Origin of the sequence: Bradyrhizobium sp. AC87j1 (genome assembly GCF_002936975.1) — a bacterium.
Classification (GTDB): Bacteria; Pseudomonadota; Alphaproteobacteria; order Rhizobiales; family Xanthobacteraceae; genus Bradyrhizobium; species Bradyrhizobium shewense.
On sequence record NZ_PTFE01000010.1, the window covers coordinates 1 to 18057 of the forward strand.

An 18057-nucleotide genomic window follows, 5' to 3' on the forward strand; every position below is an offset into this window, starting at 1 on the left:
GTCATGAACATTCCCGACGCCGGCGCCAGCAAGAAGAAGCCGGGCGCGGAGAACGCGCCGAAGCAGGCTGTCATCACACCGGCGCTGATCGTGTTGACCGCGCTGTTCATGCTGCTCAGCCTGTCGGTCGCCGGTATCAACAATTTCGGCGTTGTCGCGCTGATGAGCGGCTATGGCACGTCCTACTCGGCCGCCAACGTCATGCTGACGGCATTCCTTGGTGCCAGCGCCGCCGGCGTGCTGGCCGGCGGTTTCCTCGCCGATCACACCGAACGCCATGGCTATGTCGCAGCGGCCTGCTTTGCCGTGAACGCGGCGATCGTGCTGCTGATCGCGCTCGTGACGCTGCCCGGCTGGGCTCTGACCGCGGCGATGACGCTCGCGGGCTTCCTCTCCGGCGTGATCGCCCCCTCGCGCGACATGCTGGTGCGCAATGCGGCTCCTCCCGGCGCGGCGGGGCGCGCCTTCGGCATCGTCTCGACCGGCTTCAATCTCGGCGGCATCATCAGCCCGCTGTTGTTCGGCTGGATCATGGATCAGAGCGCGCCGCACTGGGTGTTCGGCGCGTCGGTGGTGTTCATGGTGGCGACGGTGGTGCTATCGCCGTTCACGGAGCGGAAGCGGGAAGCGAAGGCGTAGCTACAAATTCGGTCGTCGTCCCCGCGAAGGCGGGGACCCATAACCACAGGGAGGAGACGTGGCGCGAGACTGGTCACTCCGAATCTTCGCCAAATGCCCCCCTGTGGTTATGGGTCCCGGATCTGCGCGCGCTTAGGGCGCGCTTGTCCGGGACGACGGCAGAACGAGATACGCACAACAACAAGAAACAAACCGGGAAGAAATACCATGAGCACCCCTGATCTCGTAATCCGCGGCGGTACCGTCGCGGACGGTCGCGGCGGCGAACTGTTTGAGGCCGATGTCGCCATCACCGGCGGCAGGATCAGCGAGGTCGGCAAGGTCGCTGGCAAAGGCGCCCAGGAAATCGACGCACGCGGAAAGCTGGTGACGCCGGGTTTCGTCGATGTGCACACCCATTACGACGGCCAGGTCACCTGGAGCCAGGACATCACGCCGTCGTCGCAGAACGGCGTCACCACCGCGATCATGGGCAATTGCGGCGTCGGCCTTGCGCCGTGCAAGCCTGTCGATCACACCCGCCTGATCCAGCTGATGGAAGGCGTCGAGGATATTCCCGAGCCTGTCCTGAGCGCCGGCATTCCGTGGGCGTGGGAGAGCTTTCCGGACTACATGAACTGGCTCTCCAAGCGCGATTTCGACATCGATGTCGGCGCGCAACTGCCGCATGCGGCGCTGCGGGTCTACGTCATGGGCGAGCGCGGCGCACGCCGCGATCCCTCGACCGCCGAAGACAATGCCGCGATGGCCAAGCTCGCGGGCGAAGCGGTGCGCTCCGGCGCGCTCGGCTTCTCGACCTCGCGCACGCTCAACCACCGCACCTCCACCGGCGACTTCACGCCGACGCTGAAGGCCGGAGAGGACGAGCTCACCGCGATTGCAGGTGCGATGCACAGCCAGGGCCGCAGCGTGCTGCAATTCGTACTCGATCTCTCCACCATCCACGAAGATCTGCCGATGATGTTGCGGGTTGCGGACACGACGAAGTGTCCGATCTCGTTCTCGATCACACAGAACGACAGATCGCCAAACCGCTGGCGCCAGACGCTGGACGAGATCAATGCGGCGGCACGGCGCGGTCTCTCCATCACCGCGCAGATCGCGGCGCGCCCGGTCGGCCTGCTGCTCGGGCTCGAGCTGTCACGCAATCCGTTCCAGACTCATCCGAGCTACAAGGCGATCGCGCATCTTCCCTTGAAGGAGCGGCTGGCGCGGCTGCACCAGGCCGACGTGCGCAAGGCAATCCTGAGCGAGACGGCGACCGCCACCGACGATCCGCTGTTCTTCCGGCCCAACTACGACAAGATGTTTCTGCTCGGCGATCCCCCCGATTACGAGCAGCCGCCGGAGAACGCGCTGGGGCCCCAGGCGCGCGAGCAGGGCCGTCAGCCGGAGGAGCTCGCCTATGACGCGATGCTGTCGGACCAGGGCCGCGGCATGCTCTACGTGCCGTTCCTCAACTATGCCGACGGCAATCTCGACGCGACGCGCGAGATGCTGATCGATCCGCAATCGGTGCCGGGCCTGTCCGACGGCGGCGCGCATTGCGGCATCATCTGCGATGCCAGCTTCCCCACCTATCTGCTGACGCACTGGACGCGTGACCGCAAGCGCGGCGAGAAGCTGTCGATCCCGTTCGTGGTCGCGGCACAGTCGCGCAAGACCGCACTCTCGGTCGGCCTCACCGATCGCGGCCTGATTGCGCCCGGCTACAAGGCCGACGTCAACGTGATCGACTATGACCGGCTGCACCTGCATCCGCCGAAGGTGCATTACGATCTGCCGGTCGGCGGGCGGCGGCTGTTGCAGGACGTCGACGGCTATGACGCGACGATCGTCTCAGGCGTGGTGACGCGGCGGCATGGCGAGGCCACGGGCAGGCGGCCGGGGAAGCTGATTCGCGGGGCGCAGGGGCTCGCGAGCTAGCGGCGTCTGAGGCGCGAAAGCCGCGTTTCATCCTCGCTGTCGTCCCCGCCAAAGCGGGGACCCATAACCACAGGGAGGCGTGTGGCGCGAAGTTGCTCACTCCGAGCCGTCGCCAAACCACGTCCTGTGGTTATGGGTCCCGGATCTTCGCTTCGCTTGTCCGGGACGACACTGTCGGGTGGGACGAACAGCCCCCTTACGTCGGCGACACCGCGCCCTTTAGCGCAGCGGCCTGCGGGGCCGCACCGCGCGTCAGCCTGGCCTTTTCCGAGTTCGGCCACAGCAGCAGCAGGCCGAGCAGGCCGGAGCCGACCATGATCACGGCGTTGATGGTGAAGCCGGCCATGTAGCCATCGACCGTGCTGCCGGCACGCTGGATCATCGCCCCCATCACGGCGGGCGCGATGATGCCGGCCAGCGTGTAGAGCGCACCGTAGATCGCGAGGATCGCGCCGCGCTGCGACGTCGGCGTGAACTCGCCGAGCATCGGCGGGCAGACCACATAGATCGCCCCGCACAAGCCCGAGCCGACCACGAGCAGCGCGATCTGCAAGCCCGCGCCCTGAGCATGCGGCATCATCGCCAGAATCAGCCCGCCGATCACCAGCGGCACCGAGCCGAGCACGCCGCGAGCCACGCGGGTGTTGTAGCCGCGCGCCATCATCACCTGCGAGATCCACCCGGTGAGAATGACGATAGTGGCACCGAACACCCAGGGCAGGATCGAGATGAAGCCGGCCTGGCTCTGCGAGAAGCCGAGCCCCTTGACGATGAACGGCGTGAACCAGGTCAGGCCGAGCGAGAGTGCCCAATAGGCGCCGAAGGTCGCCGCGACGCAACCGATGAAGGTGCGAGAGGTGAGAAGCTGCAAGTAAGGGATCTTCTGCTCGGTCGCGGCCAGGACCTGCGTGTCCTCCAGCGGGCCTTCCTTGCCGAGCGCGAGCCAGGCGCAAACCCAGATCAGGCCGACGACGCCGAGCGCGCCGAAGGCATAGTGCCAGGAATGATTGACGATGACCCAGTTCAGCGCCGGCACCGCCAGGATCACGCCGAAGGCCGAGCCCTGCGACAGGATCGCGGTCGGCAGCGTGCGCTTCTCGTCGGGGAACCATTTGTAGATCGCGTGCGCGGCGACGGAGAAGGCCGGGCCTTCGCCGGCACCCAGCACGATGCGGCAGATCAACAGCGTGGTGAAGGAGACGGTGCCGACCATCGGAAACTGCGCCAGCGCCCAGATCACTGCGAGCACGAGCAGCACCCAGCGCGTCGGCACCTTGTTGACGATGAAGCCGACCACGATGGCGGCGATCGAGAACAGGAAGAAGAACGAGGAGCCGAGCAGGCCGAACTGCTCCGGGGTGAGCTTCAGATCGGTCATGATCGGCACGCCGGCGAGACCGACGACGATCTTGTCGGCGAAGTTCACGACCATGAAGAGGAAGAGGAGAAACGTGACGGTCCAGGCGCCCTTTGGCGTTCCCGTGGTCCCGATCGTCTTGCCGGCTACCTCCGTCGTTCCCTCAACGCTCATGATTCTCCCCCGTCGATGTCTTTTGGCACTTTTTTGATTTGGCTGTCTTGGGAGCTAACAACGGCTTCGAGACCAACGCAACCCGGCATTTCCGCAGCAAGTGTGCTACGCAGCAATTCCGTTAATTCCGCCCGGCGCCATTCATCGTGTTGAGCATCAAGAATCTCTCCAAGACCTTCTCCTCGGCCGGCGAGCCGGTCCATGTGCTGCGTGGCGTCGATCTCGACCTCAGGGCCGGCGAACGCGTCGCGCTGACGGGTGAGTCCGGCAGCGGCAAGAGCACATTGTTGCACCTGATCGCGGGACTCGATGCCGCCGATGGCGGCGCGATCCGGCTAGAGGACGTAGAGGTCACCGCGCTGTCCGACGCAGGGCGTGCCAGCTTGCGGCGCGACCGGATCGGCCTGGTTTTTCAGCAATTCAACCTGATCCCGAGCCTGTCGGTCGCGGACAATCTGGTTTTCCAGGCGCGGATCGCCGACCGTCACGATGCGGCCTGGACCAAAGAGCTGGTCGAACGGCTTGGTCTCGGCGCTCTCCTGAAGCGCTATCCCGAGCAATTGTCCGGCGGGCAGCAGCAACGGGTCGCGATCGGCCGGGCGCTGGCGACAAAGCCATCGCTGCTGCTGGCGGACGAGCCGACCGGCAATCTCGATGAGACCACCGCCGAGAACGTGCTGGCGCTGACGCGCGACCTCGTCGCGCGCACCGGCTGCGGCTTCCTGATGGTGACCCATAGCCTGCATCTGGCCGGCACGCTTGACCGCCATCTCACCCTGCATGCGGGGCGGATCGCATGAGACGCGCGCTCTGGGTGCTCGCTGTGCTGCTCAGCCATTGGCGCCGTCACAAGATGCAGTTCGCGACGCTGCTGGTCGGGCTGATCGCGGCGACCGCCTTGTGGAGCGGCGTGCAGGCCATCAACCAGCAGGCCCGCAATGCCTATGACCGCGCTGCGGCGACGTTCGGCGGCGTCCGCACCGCCATGCTGGTCGCGCCTGCTGGCGCGACATTTCCCCAGGAGCTGTTCATCAAACTCCGCCGCGCCGGCTGGCCGGTGTCGCCGGCGCTGGAGGGCCGGGTTCAGATCAACGGACGCTCGGTGCGGTTGCTCGGGATCGAGCCGGTGACGCTGCCGGTCGAAATCGGCAACGCACCGCGCCTCGGTGCTGCGGATTTGGGCAGTTTTGTTGCACCGCCGGGCCAGACATTGGTGGCACGGGAGACGCTAAGCGACCTGCAGGAAGCAGAAGGGGCGGCGCCACCGATCAGCAACGGCGCGAAATTGCCGCCGCTGCGCGTGTTGCCGCAGCTCGCGCCCGGCGTGCTGGTGGTCGATATCGGCGTGGCGCAGCGTCTGCTGAACAAGCCGGATCAGCTGTCGCGGCTTCTGATCGGCAAGCCCAAGAGCAAGCCTGCGCCGCTGGCAAGCGTGGTCGGCGACCAGTTGCAGCTGGTCGAGCCGACTGCGGAGACCGAGCTGGAACGCCTCACCGACAGCTTTCACCTCAACCTCACGGCGTTCGGCCTGTTGTCGTTCTTCGTCGGCCTGTTCATCGTCAACTCTGCCGTCGGCCTCGCCTTCGAGCAGCGGCTGCCGATGCTGCGAACGCTGCGCGCCTGCGGCGCCTCCGCGCGGCTGGTCAACACCGTGCTGGTGGTCGAGCTCGTAGCACTGGCGCTGATCGCCGGCCTGATCGGACTCGTCTGCGGCTATTTCATCGCGGCCGTGCTGCTGCCCGACGTCGCGGCGTCACTGCGCGGGCTCTATGGCGCTCAGATCCCGGGGCAGCTGACCTTACAGCCTGAATGGTGGCTCGCCGGCATCGGCATCAGCATTGCGGGGGCGCTTGTTGCGGCGGCGACCAGCCTGATCAAGGCGATCAGGATGCCGGTGCTGGCGACGGCGCAGCCGCACGCCTGGCAGCAGCGGCAGCGCCGCTGGTTGATCTTGCAAAGTCTCGCCGCCTGCGCCGTGTTCGCAGTCGCGCTGTTGCTGCTTCAGTACGGGCAATCACTGATCGCGGGCTTTGGCGTGCTGGCGGCGCTGATGTTCGGTGCGGCCTTGATCCTGCCGGCGCTGCTCGAGATCATCCTGCTCGCGGGTCAGCGCGCCGCGAGGAAGCCGCTTGCGCTGTGGTTCTGGGCGGACAGCCGGCAGCAGCTTTCCGGATTGTCGCTGGCGCTGATGGCGCTGCTGCTCGCGCTCGCCGTCAATGTCGGCGTTTCCACCATGGTGGAAACCTTCAGCCGCACCTTCCTCGGCTGGCTCAACGGTCGGCTCGCCGCCGACGTCTACATCAGCGCCTCGGACAATGCGCAAGGCGTCGCCATCCGCAACTGGCTGCGCGAGCGCAGCGACGTGCAGGCGATCCTGTCGGGCGGCCGCGCCGAGGCGCAGGTTCAGGGCCAGCCGGTGGAGCTGCTCGGCCTGCCCGATCACGCGCTCTACCGCGAGCGCTGGCCGCTGCTGGAAGCCGCGCCGCGCGCCTGGAGCCGGCTCATGCCGGGCAATGCCGCCTTCATCAGCGAGCAGCTCAGCCGCCGCCTCAACGTCCGCATCGGCGACGTCGTCGAGGTGCCGGCACCTAGCGGCACCTGGGAGCTCGACATCGTCGGCATCTATGCCGATTACGGCAATCCCAAGGGGCAGCTGACCGTCAACGTCGCGGCGCTGATCCGGCAGTTTCCGCAGACGCCGCAAACGCGGATCGGCCTGATCGTCGCGAAGGAGAACATTCCCGGCCTGATCGCGGCCTTGCAGAAGCAATTTGCGCTCGACGACCGCAGTGTGGCCGACCAGGCGACGGTGAAGGCGGAATCGATCCGCATCTTCAACCGCACCTTCGCGGTGACCTCGGCGCTGAACGCGTTCACACTCGGTGTCGCCGGGATCGCGCTGTTCACGAGCCTGCTGACGCTGGCGAACTCCCGCCTGCCGCACCTCGCGCCGCTATGGGCGATCGGCATCACGCGGCCGCGCCTTGCCGCGATCGAACTGACCAAGACGCTATCGGTGGCGCTGTTCACGGCGCTGCTCGCCGTGCCGCTTGGGCTCGTGGTGGCGTGGTGCCTGGTCGCGATCGTGAACGTGAAGGCGTTCGGCTGGCGGCTGCCGTTCCACGTGTTTCCGCTGCAACTGGTCGAGCTGGTCGCGGTGGCGCTGTTGGCGTCGCTGCTTGCGGCGCTGTTGCCGGTGGCACGGCTGGCGCGGATGCAGCCAGCAAATCTCGTCAAGGTGTTTGCGAATGAGCGCTGATCGCATGTCGCGCCGCGCCTTCGCCGGCGGCATCGCCGCGCTGGTTCTCGCACACCGCGCCAGCGCGCAAGGCTATGCGGGGCTCGGTGAGAAAGCGGACGGCTTTGGGAAGGTGACGCCGGGAAAGCTGTTTGCTTTTCCTGGCGATCACGGGCCGCATCCGGAGTTTCGCATCGAGTGGTGGTATCTCACGGCAAACCTCGTCGATTCCAACGGTGCGGCTTGCGGCTTGCAATGGACACTTTTCCGCCAAGCAACGCAGCCGGGTTCGCAAGGCGAAGGCTGGGCCAATCAGCAAATCTGGATGGCGCATGCCGCAGTGACGCGCGCCGACACCCACCGCTTCAACGAGGTCTTTTCACGCGGCGGGGTCGGGCAGGCTGGCGTCACGGCCAAGCCGTTCGATGCCTGGATCGACGATTGGGAGATGAAGGCTCTCGAGCGAACCGATGACCGCACTTTGGCGCCGCTGGCGCTGAAGGCGTCCAGCACGGAGTTCAGCTACGCGCTGACGCTGGAGGCCGATCGCGCTGTGGTGCTGCAAGGCGATCGCGGCTTCAGCCGCAAGTCGGAGCGTGGCCAGGCATCCTATTATTACAGCCAGCCGTTCTACCGCGCCCGCGGCACGCTCACCATCGACGACAAACCGGTGGACGTGACGGGCCAGGCCTGGATGGACCGCGAATGGAGCAGCCAGCCGCTCGACGCCGACCAGACAGGCTGGGACTGGCTGTCGCTGCATCTGTCGTCCGGCGACAAGCTGATGCTGTACCGGCTGCGGCAGAAGGACGGCAAAGACTATCCGTTCGGCAACTGGATCAGCGCCGCCGGCGAAACGCAGATGATCGCGGGCAGCGACATCCAGATGATGCCGAAAGCGACGGCGGAGGTTGCGGGACGCAAGCTGCCGGTGGAATGGCAGATCGCGATCCCGTCGCGATCGTTCTCGATCCACTGCAAGCCGCTCAATCCCAGGGCCTGGATGGGGACCGGCTTCTCCTATTGGGAGGGGCCGATCGGCTTTGCCGGGACGCATGACGGCGTTGGCTATCTCGAGCTGACCGGGTATTGAAGCGGCGACCTCTTCAAAGGGATTCCGCGATGTATCACCTCACCGCCCTCGTCACGCTGCTGGCGATCGCATTTTATTTCTTCACCGCCATCAACGTGTCGCGCTCGCGCACCAAGACCGGCGTCAAGGTGCCGGCGATGTCGGGCCATCCGGATTTCGAACGCGCCTTCCGCATCCAGATGAACACGCTGGAATGGATGCCGATTGTCCTGCCAGCGCTCTGGCTGTTCGCGGTCTATATCGGCGACGGCATCGCCGCAGGGATCGGCGCGGTCTGGATCATCGGCCGCGTCGTCTATTTCATCGGTTATTCGAAAGCGGCAGCCAAGCGCGGCCCGGGCTTCATGATCCAGGGCATCGCCGCCATCGCACTGTGGGCCGGCGCGCTGGGAGCGGTGGTGTTGCGGCTAGTGTAGTGAATCACATCACGCGTGCACGTGTCCCGGGCGCGGTGCAGCGTGTAACGCTGCGCCGCTGAACCGGGACTCAGTCAGCCCTCCACGCCCGGAGAAGCGTGGGTCCCGGCTCTGCGCAGCAGCGTTTCACGCTGCAGCGCGTCCGGGACACGAGAGCCTCACTTCGTCAGCGGGCAGCCGCTGTCCTTGGCGGTGAAGAAGGCCTTGTCGCCGGGGACGGTGGCGAGCAGCTTGTAATAGTCCCAGGGCTTCTTCGATTCCGAGGGCTTCTTGACCTCGAACAGATACATGTCGTGGATCATGCGGCCGTTCTCGAGCACCTTGCCGCCTTGCGCGAAATCGTCGTCGACCGGCAGCTCCTTCAGCTTCTTGGCAACCGCATCCGGATCCTTGGTGCCGGCGGCCTTGACCGCCTTCAGGTAGCTCAGCGTCGCCGAATAGGTGCCGGCCTGGATCATGTTCGGCATCCGGCCGGTGCGCTTGAGGAAGCGTTCGCCGAGATTGCGGGACTTGTCGTTGACGTCCCAGTAATAACCTTCGGTCAGCACCAGGCCCTGTGCGGCCTGGAGGCCGAGGCCGTTCACTTCGGCAAGCGTCATCAATAGGCCCGCGAGCTTCTGGCCGCTGGCGACGATGCCGAACTCGGACGCCTGCTTGATCGAGTTGGTGGTGTCGAGGCCGGCATTGGCAAGGCCGACGATCTTCGCCTTCGAGCTCTGCGCCTGCAGCAGGAACGAGGAGAAGTCCGAGGAGTTGAGCGGCACGCGCACCGAGCCGACCACCTTGCCGCCATTGGCGGTGACGATCTCGCTGGTGTCCTTCTCCAGCGCGTAGCCGAAGGCGTAGTCCGCGGTGAGGAAGAACCAGGTGTCGCCGCCGGCCTTGGTCAGCGCACCACCGGTGCCGACACCGAGCGCGCGGGTGTCGTAGGCCCAGTGGAAGCCGTAGGGTTGGCAGGCATCGCCGGTCAGCCGCGAGGTGGCGGCGCCGACGACGATGTCGATCTTCTTCTTTTCCTTGGACAGCTCGTGGATCGCAAGCGCGACCGAGGAGGTCGTCAGCTCCGTGATCATGTCGACGTTCTCGACATCGTACCAGCGCCGCGCGATCGAGGTCGCGAGGTCAGGCTTGTTCTGGTGATCGGCGGTGACGAGCTCGACCTTCTGACCCAGCACCTCGCCGCCAAAATCCTCGATCGCCATCTTGGCCGCCTCGACCGACCATTTGCCGCCGTAATCGGCATAGACGCCCGACTGGTCATTGAGGATGCCGATCTTGACGCCTTGCGCGGAGGCCGGCGCCGCCAGCACCAGAGCAGAGGTTGCGACGGCGGCCAAAAGTGCTGATTTCATCTGTTAGCTCCCAGCAGTTTTCTGTTTTGAAATCGCGCGGATACTAGTGAAGAACCCCGCGCCTGCCCATCCATTTCAAGTTGGTCGTTAGTATGGGCGTGTGCCAATTGGCATCGCGGGTGGCACGACAACAATGAGCTGTCGTCCCGGACGAGCGAAGCGAAGATCCGGGATCCATAACCACCGGGAGGAGTTTGGGCCGAAGCTGGTAACTCCTAGTCTTCGCCAAACTCCTCCCTGTGGCTATGGGTCCCCGCTTTCGCGGGGACGACACCGTGAATGAGGGGACGCAAGTGGCCATCACCGACAACTAGGGGCCCGCCACCTGCGGCTTCTTCCCCTCATTCCGCCCCTCGGCCAGGTTCCGCACCACCACGTAGAAGATCGGCGTGAACAACAGGCCGAACAGGGTGACGCCGATCATGCCGAAGAACACGGCGACGCCGACGGCCTGCCGCATCTCCGAGCCGGAGCCGCTCGATATCACCAATGGCAAGACACCGAGGATGAAGGCGAACGACGTCATCAGGATCGGCCGCAGGCGCAAGCGGCAGGCGTCGATCACCGCCTCCAGCCGCGGCTTGCCCTCGTTCTCGATGTCGCGCGCGAACTCGACGATCAGGATCGCGTTCTTGGCCGCCAGCCCCACCAGCACGACGAAGCCGATCTGGGTGAGGATGTTGACGTCTTGGCCCATGATGCGCACGCCGATCGTGGCCGCGAGCAGGCACATCGGCACGATCAGGATCACGGCGAACGGCAAGGTCCAGCTGCCATATTGCGCAGCGAGCACGAGGTAGACGAACAGCACGCAGATCGGGAACACGTAGAGGCCGGCATTGCCGCCGGTGACCTGCTGATAGGACAGATCGGTCCATTCGAAGGTGAAGCCGCTCGGCAAGGTGTCGTCCGCGAGCTTCTTGATGGTGTCGAGCGCCGTGGTCGAGCTGGTGCCCGGCGCCGGTTCGCCCTGGAGCTCGGAGGCCGCGTAGAGATTGTAGCGCGCGACGCGATCAGGTCCGGAGACGTCCTTGAACTCGACCACGCTGCCGAGCATCACCATGTCACCGGACGCGTTGCGCGTACGCAAGCGCGCGAGATCGCTGGGCTCTTTCCGGAACGGGAAGTCGGCCTGCGCGGTGACGTGATAGGTGCGGCCGAACAGGTTGAAGTCGTTGACATAGGTCGATCCGAAATAGCTCTGGATCGTGTCGTTGATATTGGAGATGGGAACGCCGAGCTTCTGCGCCTTGGTGCGGTCGATGTCGACGAAGAGCTGCGGCGTGTTGGCCGAGAACGGCGAGAATACCGTGGGGCCGAGCAGCGAGGGCGATTTGCGCGCCGCGGCGACAAGCTCGTCGGTGGCCGCGGCGAGCAACTCAGGCCCGCGGCCTTGACGGTCCTGAATGCGGATGGTGAAGCCGCCGCCGGTGCCGATGCCAGGCACGGCCGGCGGCGGGATCACGATGATGAAGGCGCCCTGGATCGCGGACAGGCGCTTGCGCAGCTCGACCGTGATGGCGTTCGCAGACAATCCCTTCTTCATCCGCGCCTCGGGCTCGTCGAACACCGGGAACAGCGCCGCCGCGTTACCCGCCTGTGTGCGCGTGGCGCCGGAAAAGCCGGCAAAGGCCGCGACGCGGACGATGCCCGGCGTATCCAGCGCGATCCGCTCGATCTCGCGCACGACCTCGGTGGTGCGCGCCAGCGAAGCCGCGCCCGGCAATTGCACGGAGACGATGACGTAGCCGCGGTCCTGCGCCGGGATGAAGCCTTGCGGCGTGGTCGCGATCAGCCAGCCGGCGCTTCCGATCAGCGCGACGTAGATCAGGATCATCACCACCGCATGACGGATGACGAAATTGGCGAGGCCGGCATAGCCATGCGCCAGCCGGTCGAACACACGGTTGAAGACCCCGGTGAAGGCACCCCACGCCCGCGCGATGACATTCCAGCTTGCCGGCGGCCGCTTCTCCTCGTGCGGCACCAGGATCTGCGAGGACAGCGCCGGCGACAGCGTCAGCGAGCAGAAGCAGGAGATCGCGGTCGCGACCGCAATGGTGACGGCGAATTGCTGGAAGAACTGCCCGGAAATACCGCCCAGGAAGGCAGTCGGAACGAACACCGCGCAGAGCACCAGCGCGATCGAGACCAGCGCGCCGCCGACCTCCTCCATGGTCTTGAGAGCAGCATCGCGCCGGCTCATGCCGTGCTCGAGATGGCGCTCGACATTCTCGACCACCACGATGGCATCGTCGACCACGATGCCGACCGCGAGGACGAGGCCGAACAGTGTGAGGTTGTTGATGGAGAAGCCCAGCGCCGCCATCACCGCGAAGGTGCCGACCAGCGACACCGGGATCGCGATGATCGGAATGATCGCCGGACGCCAGCCCTGCAGGAACACCAGCACGACGATGACCACGAGCAGCATGGCCTCATAGATGGTCTTGATCAGCTCGTGGACGGACTGCGCGATGAATTCGGTGGGATTGTAGCCGATATTGTAGTCGAGGCCTTTCGGGAAGCTCTCCTTGAGCCTCGTCATCGTGTCGGTAATGTTCTTCGCGGTAGCGAGAGCGTTGGACCCGGGCCGCTGCGTCACCAGCATGGCGACCGCGGATTTGCGCAGCAGGAAGCTGTTGGTGCTGTAGGCGAGCGCCCCGAGCTCGATGCGGGCGACGTCGCGCAGCCGAACGACGCGGCCATCGGAGCCGGCCTTAATCAGGATGTCCTCGAACTGCTTCTGGTCCTTCAGGCGCCCGGTAAAGGTGAGATTCGGCTGGAAGGCGCGATCGGCGATCGGCGGCTCGGCGATCTGGCCGCCGGCGATCTGCACATTCTGGGCGCGGATCGCGGCCAGCACCTCCGCCGAGGTCAGGCCGAGATTGGCGATCCGGTCAGGATCGAGCCACAGCCGCATCGAGTAGTCGCGCGCGCCGAAGATCTGGATGTCGCCGACGCCGTCGAGACGCAGCAGCTGGTCGCGAACCTGGAGCAGCGCGTAGTTGGAGATGTAGAGCTGGTCGAACGTGTCGTCGGGCGACAGCATGAACACGACCATCAGGATGTCGGGCGAGTTCTTGCGGGTGGTGACGCCGTTGCGCTGCACCTCCTCGGGCAGCCGCGGCTGCGCGATCGCGACGCGGTTCTGCACCAGCACCTGGGCCTTGTCGAGATCGGTGCCGAGCTTGAAGGTGACGGTGATGGTGAGCTGGCCGTTCGAGGTCGCCTGGCTGTAGAGATACAGCATGTCCTCGACGCCGTTGATCTCCTGCTCGATGGGAGCTGCGACCGTGTCGGAGACGGTCTGCGCGGAGGCGCCGGGATATTGCGTGGTGACGACGACGGTGGGCGGCACCACTTGCGGATATTCGGACACCGGCAGCGTGGTGTAGGCGAGCGCACCGATGATCAGGAGCACGATCGACAGCACCATCGCCAGGATGGGCTGGTTGATGGAGAGACGACCGAGATTCATGACTTGCCACCGGCTGGGGCTTGCGCGGTCTGCGGGGCAACCTTGGCGCCGACACGGGCACGCTGGATGCCGTTGACGATGACGCGGTCCTCGGCCTTCAATCCTTCGCGGATCACGCGCAGGCCGTCATCCAGCGGCCCGAGCACCACGGGACGCGCCTCGACGGTGTCGTCGGGCTTCACCACGAACACGATCTTGCGGGACTGGTCGGTCGCAACCGCGACATCCGGGATCAGCAATGCTTCATAAGGTGCGCTGCCGATCAGCCGTACGCGCCCGAACTGGCCGGGCAGGATCGACAGATCGGTATTCTTGACCACCGCGCGGCTGCGCAGCGTGCCGGTCGAAACGTCGAGCCGGTTGTCGAGGAAATTGATGGTGCCTTCATGGGACGGCTTGGTTTCGCCGGCCAGCGTCACCTGCACCGGATTGGCCGTGTCGCGCGAGCTCGGGCGCCGCCCTTCGAACCACAGCTTGCTGTATTTGATGAAGGTCGCCTCATCCATGTCGAAATAGACGTAGATCGGATCGAGCGCGACGATCGAGGTGAGCAGCGTCGAGGTGCCGGTGTCGCTGCCCTGCACGAGATTGCCGGGGCTGACGAGATGGCGGCTGACGCGGCCGGTCAACGGTGCCGTCACGTGCGTGAACTCGATGTTCAGTCTGGCGGCCTTGAGCGCACCTTCAGCCTGCACCTCCGCGGCATGCGCAGCTTGCAGGGCCTGACGGCGCTGATCGACGACCTGCTCGGAGACCGCGCTGGTCTGCACCAGGCTGAGGCCGCGGTCGAGCTCGCGCTTGGCAAGTTCCACCTTGGCCCGGGCGTCCGACAGCTGCCCCTCCGCCTGCGTGGCCACCGCCTCGAACGGACGCGGGTCGATCACGTAAAGCAAATCGCCCTGACGCACGATGGCGCCGTCCTGGAATTCGACCGAGTTGACGAAGCCGCCGACGCGCGGGCGCACCTGCACCTCCTCCACCGCCTCGAAGCGGCCGGTGAACTCGTCCCAATCGGTAACGGTGCGCTTGACCGGCTGGGCGACCGTCACGGGCGCCGGCGGCGGCGCAGACGCTTGCGAGGTGGGCTGCCCGCAACCGGTGAGCGCGAACGAAGCGACGAGGAGACCCGCGAGTGCGTAATGCCGCGGCTGGACGAATTCGTGCTTTTTGACAAGTCGCTCGCTTCCATCCGGTCCAGCCATCCCAGGTCCTCGCATCGTCCTCATGCCAAAAGCCGCGGAAAAGGCAGGGTAGGCATTTACCCGCGGGCGTCCCAAGATGGGTGGAGTTGATGACCACTTCAAGACCAAAGCGCGTGCAGGGCTCCAAGCGCGCCCTGACCGGATGGCGGGTTGACGGGGGTGGCAACCCACCCCGCACGCGCTGAATAGCCGGCAGGTTTGCGATTGGACTTTATTCGCCGGGCTCATGAATGGAAACGTCCTTCCCCTTTCCCCGCACGCGGGGAAAGGGGAAGAGCAGCCAGCGCCTTCGCACATGACGAACGCCATCCGCTCGGCTAGATTGCCCTCACAAAAACAAGACGAATTGTCCGGGAGGACAGGCGTGCACCAGGGACGTGTCGTTTTCGGCGCGATCGAGGAGGTCGTGTTCGGCCATCCTGCAACTGAGGCCATCGTCGCGCAGATGGACCGGCTGGGAACGCGCCGCGCCTTCCTGATGGTTTCGGGCACGCTGAACCGGCAGACCGACGAAATCAGCAAGATCAAGGAAGCTCTGGGCCCCCGCTGCGCCGGCCTGTTCGATGCCATGCCGGCGCACACGCCGCGCGAGGCGGTGATCGCGGCAACCAACGCGGCGCGCGAGGCCGGCGCCGACCTGATCGTCACCGTGGGCGGCGGCTCGATCACCGACGGCGCCAAGGCGGTGCAGCTTTGCCTCGCCAACGGCATCGACGATGTCGACGGCATCGAGCGGATCCGCGTGCACAAGGGCGTCGCACCGGAGATGACGGCGCCGACCGTGCGCCAGGTTAGCGTGCCCACCACGATCGCGGGCGGTGAGTTCTCATCCATCGCGGGCGTCACCGACCGAGCTGCGCATGTGAAGCAGATGCTGCGGCATCCGCTCGCCGTGCCGCGCGCGACCATCCTCGATCCCGCGATCACCGTACACACGCCGGAATGGCTGTTCCTGTCGACCGGCATCCGCGCCATCGACCATTGCGTCGAGGCGATCTGCTCGCGCGAGACGCATCCCTATGCCGACGCGCAAGCGGTGAAGGGCCTCGCCATGCTCGCGGACGCGCTGCCGCGGGTGAAAGCCGACCCCGCCGATCTCGACGCGCGGATGGACGCGCAGATCGGCACCTGGCTGTCGATGGGCGCGCTCGCGGCCGGCGTTCCGATGGGCGCGAGCCACGGCATCGGCTACGTGCTGGGCGCGGCCTTCGACGTGCCGCACGGCTACACCTCCTGCATCATGCTGCCGGCGGTGATGCGCTGGAATGCGAGCGCCAATGCCGAGCGGCAGATGATCGTCGCGGCCGCCATGGGCTTTCCCGGCCACAACGCCGCCGATGTGCTCGATGCCTTCATCCGCTCGCTCGGCATGCCGCGCAGCCTCGCAGAGGTGCGTGTATCGCCCGAGCATTTCGAGACAATCGCCGAGCAGGCGATGCGCACCAACTGGATCCCGCGCAACCCGCGCAAGATCGAAGGCCCGGCGCAGGTGCGCGAAATCCTGCTTCTCGCCGCATAATCCAAAGCCGGAGGATAGATGTACCCAGGTCAGCATGCCCGCCTACGCCCGCTGCAGCCCGCCTTCATCATGGCGGCCACAGGCGAGGCCGTCACCTATCGCGCGCTCGATGCGCGCAGCAACCGGCTGGCCCATCTGTTCCGCAAGCACGGCTTGAAGCGGCTCGACCACTATTCGATCTTCATGGAGAACAATTCGCGCTATCTGGAGGCCTGCGGCGCCGGCGAACGCTCCGGGCTGTATTACACCTGCATCAACTCGTTCCTGACGCCGGGCGAACTCGCCTATCTGCTGGTCAACAGCCGGTCGAAAATCCTGATCACCTCGGTGGCGAAGCTCGACATCGCCCGCGAGGCGATCAAGGCCTGCCCCGACATCAAGCTCTGCATCGTCGCCGACGGCCCCGGCGAGAGCGAGCGCATCGTCGGACTTGCGGACGTCACCGCGGATATGCCGGCAACACCGATCGCGGATGAGTGGCTCGGCACGGCCATGCTCTATTCGTCCGGCACGACGGGACGACCGAAAGGCATTCTGCGGCCGCTGCCGGAGGAGCCGCCGAAGCATAATCTGCCGCTGTTCGATTTTCTGACCAAGCTCTGGCACTACCGGGAGGGCATGGTCTACCTCTCGCCGGCCCCGCTCTATCACTCGGCGCCGCAGGCGGCCGTGAACCTCACGATCCGCATGGGCGGCACCGTGATCATCATGGAGAGTTTCGATCCCGAGCGTTACCTCGAGCTGGTCGAGCGGTGGGGTATCACCCACACCCAGCTGGTGCCGACGATGTTCTCGCGCATGCTGAAGTTGCCGGAGGAGGTGCGCGGCCGTTACGACCTGTCGTCGCTGGAGATCGCCATCCACGCCGCTGCGCCCTGCCCGGCTCTGGTCAAGGACGACATCATCAAATGGTGGGGCCCGATCATCCACGAATATTACGGCGCGACGGAGGGCCTCGGCTTTACCGCCTGCAACAGCGAGGAATGGCTTAGCCACCGCGGCACCGTCGGCAAGGTGCTGCTCGGCGACCTCCACATCCTCGACGAGAACATGCGGGAATGCCCGACCGGCACGCCCGGCCAGGTGTGGTTCAAGACCGCCTCGCCGTTCGAATATTTCAACGATCCGGAGAAGACCAAGGAGGCGCGCTCGGCCGACGGCAGCATGAGCACGGTCGGCGACGTCGGCTATGTCGATGCCGACCGGTTTCTCTACCTCACCGATCGCGCCACCTTCATGATCATCTCCGGTGGCGTGAACATCTACCCGCAGGAATGCGAGAATCTGCTGATCACCCATCCCAAGGTCGCCGATGCCGCTGTGTTCGGCGTGCCCAATCCCGATCTCGGCGAAGAGGTGAAGGCGGTGGTACAGCCGATGCCTGATGTCGTGCCGGGCGCGGCGTTCGCCGAAGAGCTGATCGCATTCTGCGCAAAATCGCTGTCGCGGCAGAAGGTGCCGCGCTCGGTCGATTTCGAGAAGGAATTGCCGCGGCTGCCGACGGGGAAGTTGTACAAGCGCCTGCTGCGGGACCGGTATTGGGGGAACAAGGCGTCGAGGATCGTGTGAGGGCGTATCTACGAATTCCGCTGTCGTCCTGACAAGCGAAGCGCTGATCCGGGACCCATAGCCACAGGAAGGTGTTTGGCGAAGACTCGGA

12 protein-coding genes are annotated in these 18057 nt (G+C 65.6%); 8 read left to right on the forward strand and 4 right to left on the reverse strand.

The genetic code is table 11. The features are described from left to right. Positions 1 to 639, forward strand: a 639-nt coding sequence (locus tag CV770_RS08310; RefSeq protein ID WP_146101262.1) for an MFS transporter, incomplete at its 5' end; no start/stop codon positions are given. A 207-nt stretch (positions 640 to 846) separates the two neighbouring features. Continuing rightward, positions 847 to 2565, forward strand: a complete 1719-nt coding sequence (locus tag CV770_RS08315; protein WP_104461975.1) for an N-acyl-D-amino-acid deacylase family protein — start codon at positions 847 to 849, stop codon at positions 2563 to 2565. A gap of 196 nt (positions 2566 to 2761) precedes the next feature. Here the strand turns inward: CV770_RS08315 and CV770_RS08320 are convergent, their stop codons facing one another. Further along, positions 2762 to 4096 (reverse strand): MFS transporter, encoded by a 1335-nt coding sequence (locus tag CV770_RS08320; RefSeq protein ID WP_104461976.1) that lies wholly within the window; start codon positions 4094 to 4096, stop codon positions 2762 to 2764. 146 nt (positions 4097 to 4242) lie between these two features. On the opposite strand from CV770_RS08320, the gene CV770_RS08325 reads away from it, so the two are divergent. From CV770_RS08325 to CV770_RS08340, 4 genes are read left to right on the forward strand one after another with little or no spacing between them, the layout of a single operon-like run. After that, complete coding sequence (locus CV770_RS08325) at positions 4243 to 4896, forward strand: ABC transporter ATP-binding protein (RefSeq protein ID WP_091964316.1); 654 nt, start codon at positions 4243 to 4245, stop codon at positions 4894 to 4896. Then, positions 4893 to 7355 carry an FtsX-like permease family protein gene (locus CV770_RS08330; RefSeq protein ID WP_104461977.1) on the forward strand — a complete coding sequence of 821 codons (2463 nt, stop codon included), beginning with the start codon at positions 4893 to 4895 and terminating at the stop codon, positions 7353 to 7355. The genes CV770_RS08325 and CV770_RS08330 overlap by 4 nt, the downstream gene beginning before the upstream one ends. Beyond that, a complete protein-coding gene (locus CV770_RS08335) occupies positions 7345 to 8427 on the forward strand; it encodes a lipocalin-like domain-containing protein (protein WP_104461978.1) in 1083 nt (360 codons plus the stop codon). The genes CV770_RS08330 and CV770_RS08335 overlap by 11 nt, the downstream gene beginning before the upstream one ends. Positions 8428 to 8456: 29 nt before the next feature. After that, positions 8457 to 8843, forward strand: coding sequence for an MAPEG family protein (locus CV770_RS08340; protein WP_104461979.1), 387 nt, complete (start codon positions 8457 to 8459; stop codon positions 8841 to 8843). Positions 8844 to 9001: 158 nt separating this feature from the next. Here CV770_RS08340 and CV770_RS08345 read toward each other — a convergent pair whose 3' ends face one another. The 3 genes from CV770_RS08345 to CV770_RS08355 all read right to left on the reverse strand — a co-directional run bounded on the left by CV770_RS08345 (position 9002) and on the right by CV770_RS08355 (position 14878). Further along, entirely contained in the window at positions 9002 to 10195 is a 1194-nt protein-coding gene (locus tag CV770_RS08345; RefSeq protein ID WP_104461980.1) for an ABC transporter substrate-binding protein, read from the reverse strand. 310 nt (positions 10196 to 10505) lie between these two features. Next, positions 10506 to 13676, reverse strand: a complete 3171-nt coding sequence (locus tag CV770_RS08350) for an efflux RND transporter permease subunit (protein WP_104461981.1) — start codon at positions 13674 to 13676, stop codon at positions 10506 to 10508. Next, positions 13673 to 14878, reverse strand: a complete 1206-nt coding sequence (locus tag CV770_RS08355) for an efflux RND transporter periplasmic adaptor subunit (RefSeq protein ID WP_201759758.1) — start codon at positions 14876 to 14878, stop codon at positions 13673 to 13675. Before CV770_RS08355 ends, CV770_RS08350 begins: the two co-directional genes overlap by 4 nt. Positions 14879 to 15242: 364 nt before the next feature. Here CV770_RS08355 and CV770_RS08360 point away from each other — a divergent pair, with 364 nt between their 5' ends. Together CV770_RS08360 and CV770_RS08365 are read left to right on the forward strand one after the other, a co-directional pair. Continuing rightward, on the forward strand, positions 15243 to 16397 hold the full coding sequence (locus tag CV770_RS08360; RefSeq protein WP_201759759.1) for an iron-containing alcohol dehydrogenase: 1155 nt from the start codon (positions 15243 to 15245) through the stop codon (positions 16395 to 16397). An 18-nt stretch (positions 16398 to 16415) separates the two neighbouring features. Beyond that, positions 16416 to 17966 (forward strand): AMP-binding protein, encoded by a 1551-nt coding sequence (locus CV770_RS08365; protein WP_104461984.1) that lies wholly within the window; start codon positions 16416 to 16418, stop codon positions 17964 to 17966. Positions 17967 to 18057: the final 91 nt, after the last annotated feature.

Coding starts and splice junctions, on each gene's coding strand:
- CV770_RS08315 (WP_104461975.1), top strand. CDS start 847: ATGAGCACCCCTGATCTCGTAATCCGCGGCGGTACCGTCGCGGACGGT.
- CV770_RS08320 (WP_104461976.1), bottom strand. CDS start 4,096: ATGAGCGTTGAGGGAACGACGGAGGTAGCCGGCAAGACGATCGGGACC.
- CV770_RS08330 (WP_104461977.1), top strand. CDS start 4,893: ATGAGACGCGCGCTCTGGGTGCTCGCTGTGCTGCTCAGCCATTGGCGC.
- CV770_RS08335 (WP_104461978.1), top strand. CDS start 7,345: ATGAGCGCTGATCGCATGTCGCGCCGCGCCTTCGCCGGCGGCATCGCC.
- CV770_RS08340 (WP_104461979.1), top strand. CDS start 8,457: ATGTATCACCTCACCGCCCTCGTCACGCTGCTGGCGATCGCATTTTAT.
- CV770_RS08345 (WP_104461980.1), bottom strand. CDS start 10,195: ATGAAATCAGCACTTTTGGCCGCCGTCGCAACCTCTGCTCTGGTGCTG.
- CV770_RS08350 (WP_104461981.1), bottom strand. CDS start 13,676: ATGAATCTCGGTCGTCTCTCCATCAACCAGCCCATCCTGGCGATGGTG.
- CV770_RS08355 (WP_201759758.1), bottom strand. CDS start 14,878: ATGGCTGGACCGGATGGAAGCGAGCGACTTGTCAAAAAGCACGAATTC.
- CV770_RS08365 (WP_104461984.1), top strand. CDS start 16,416: ATGTACCCAGGTCAGCATGCCCGCCTACGCCCGCTGCAGCCCGCCTTC.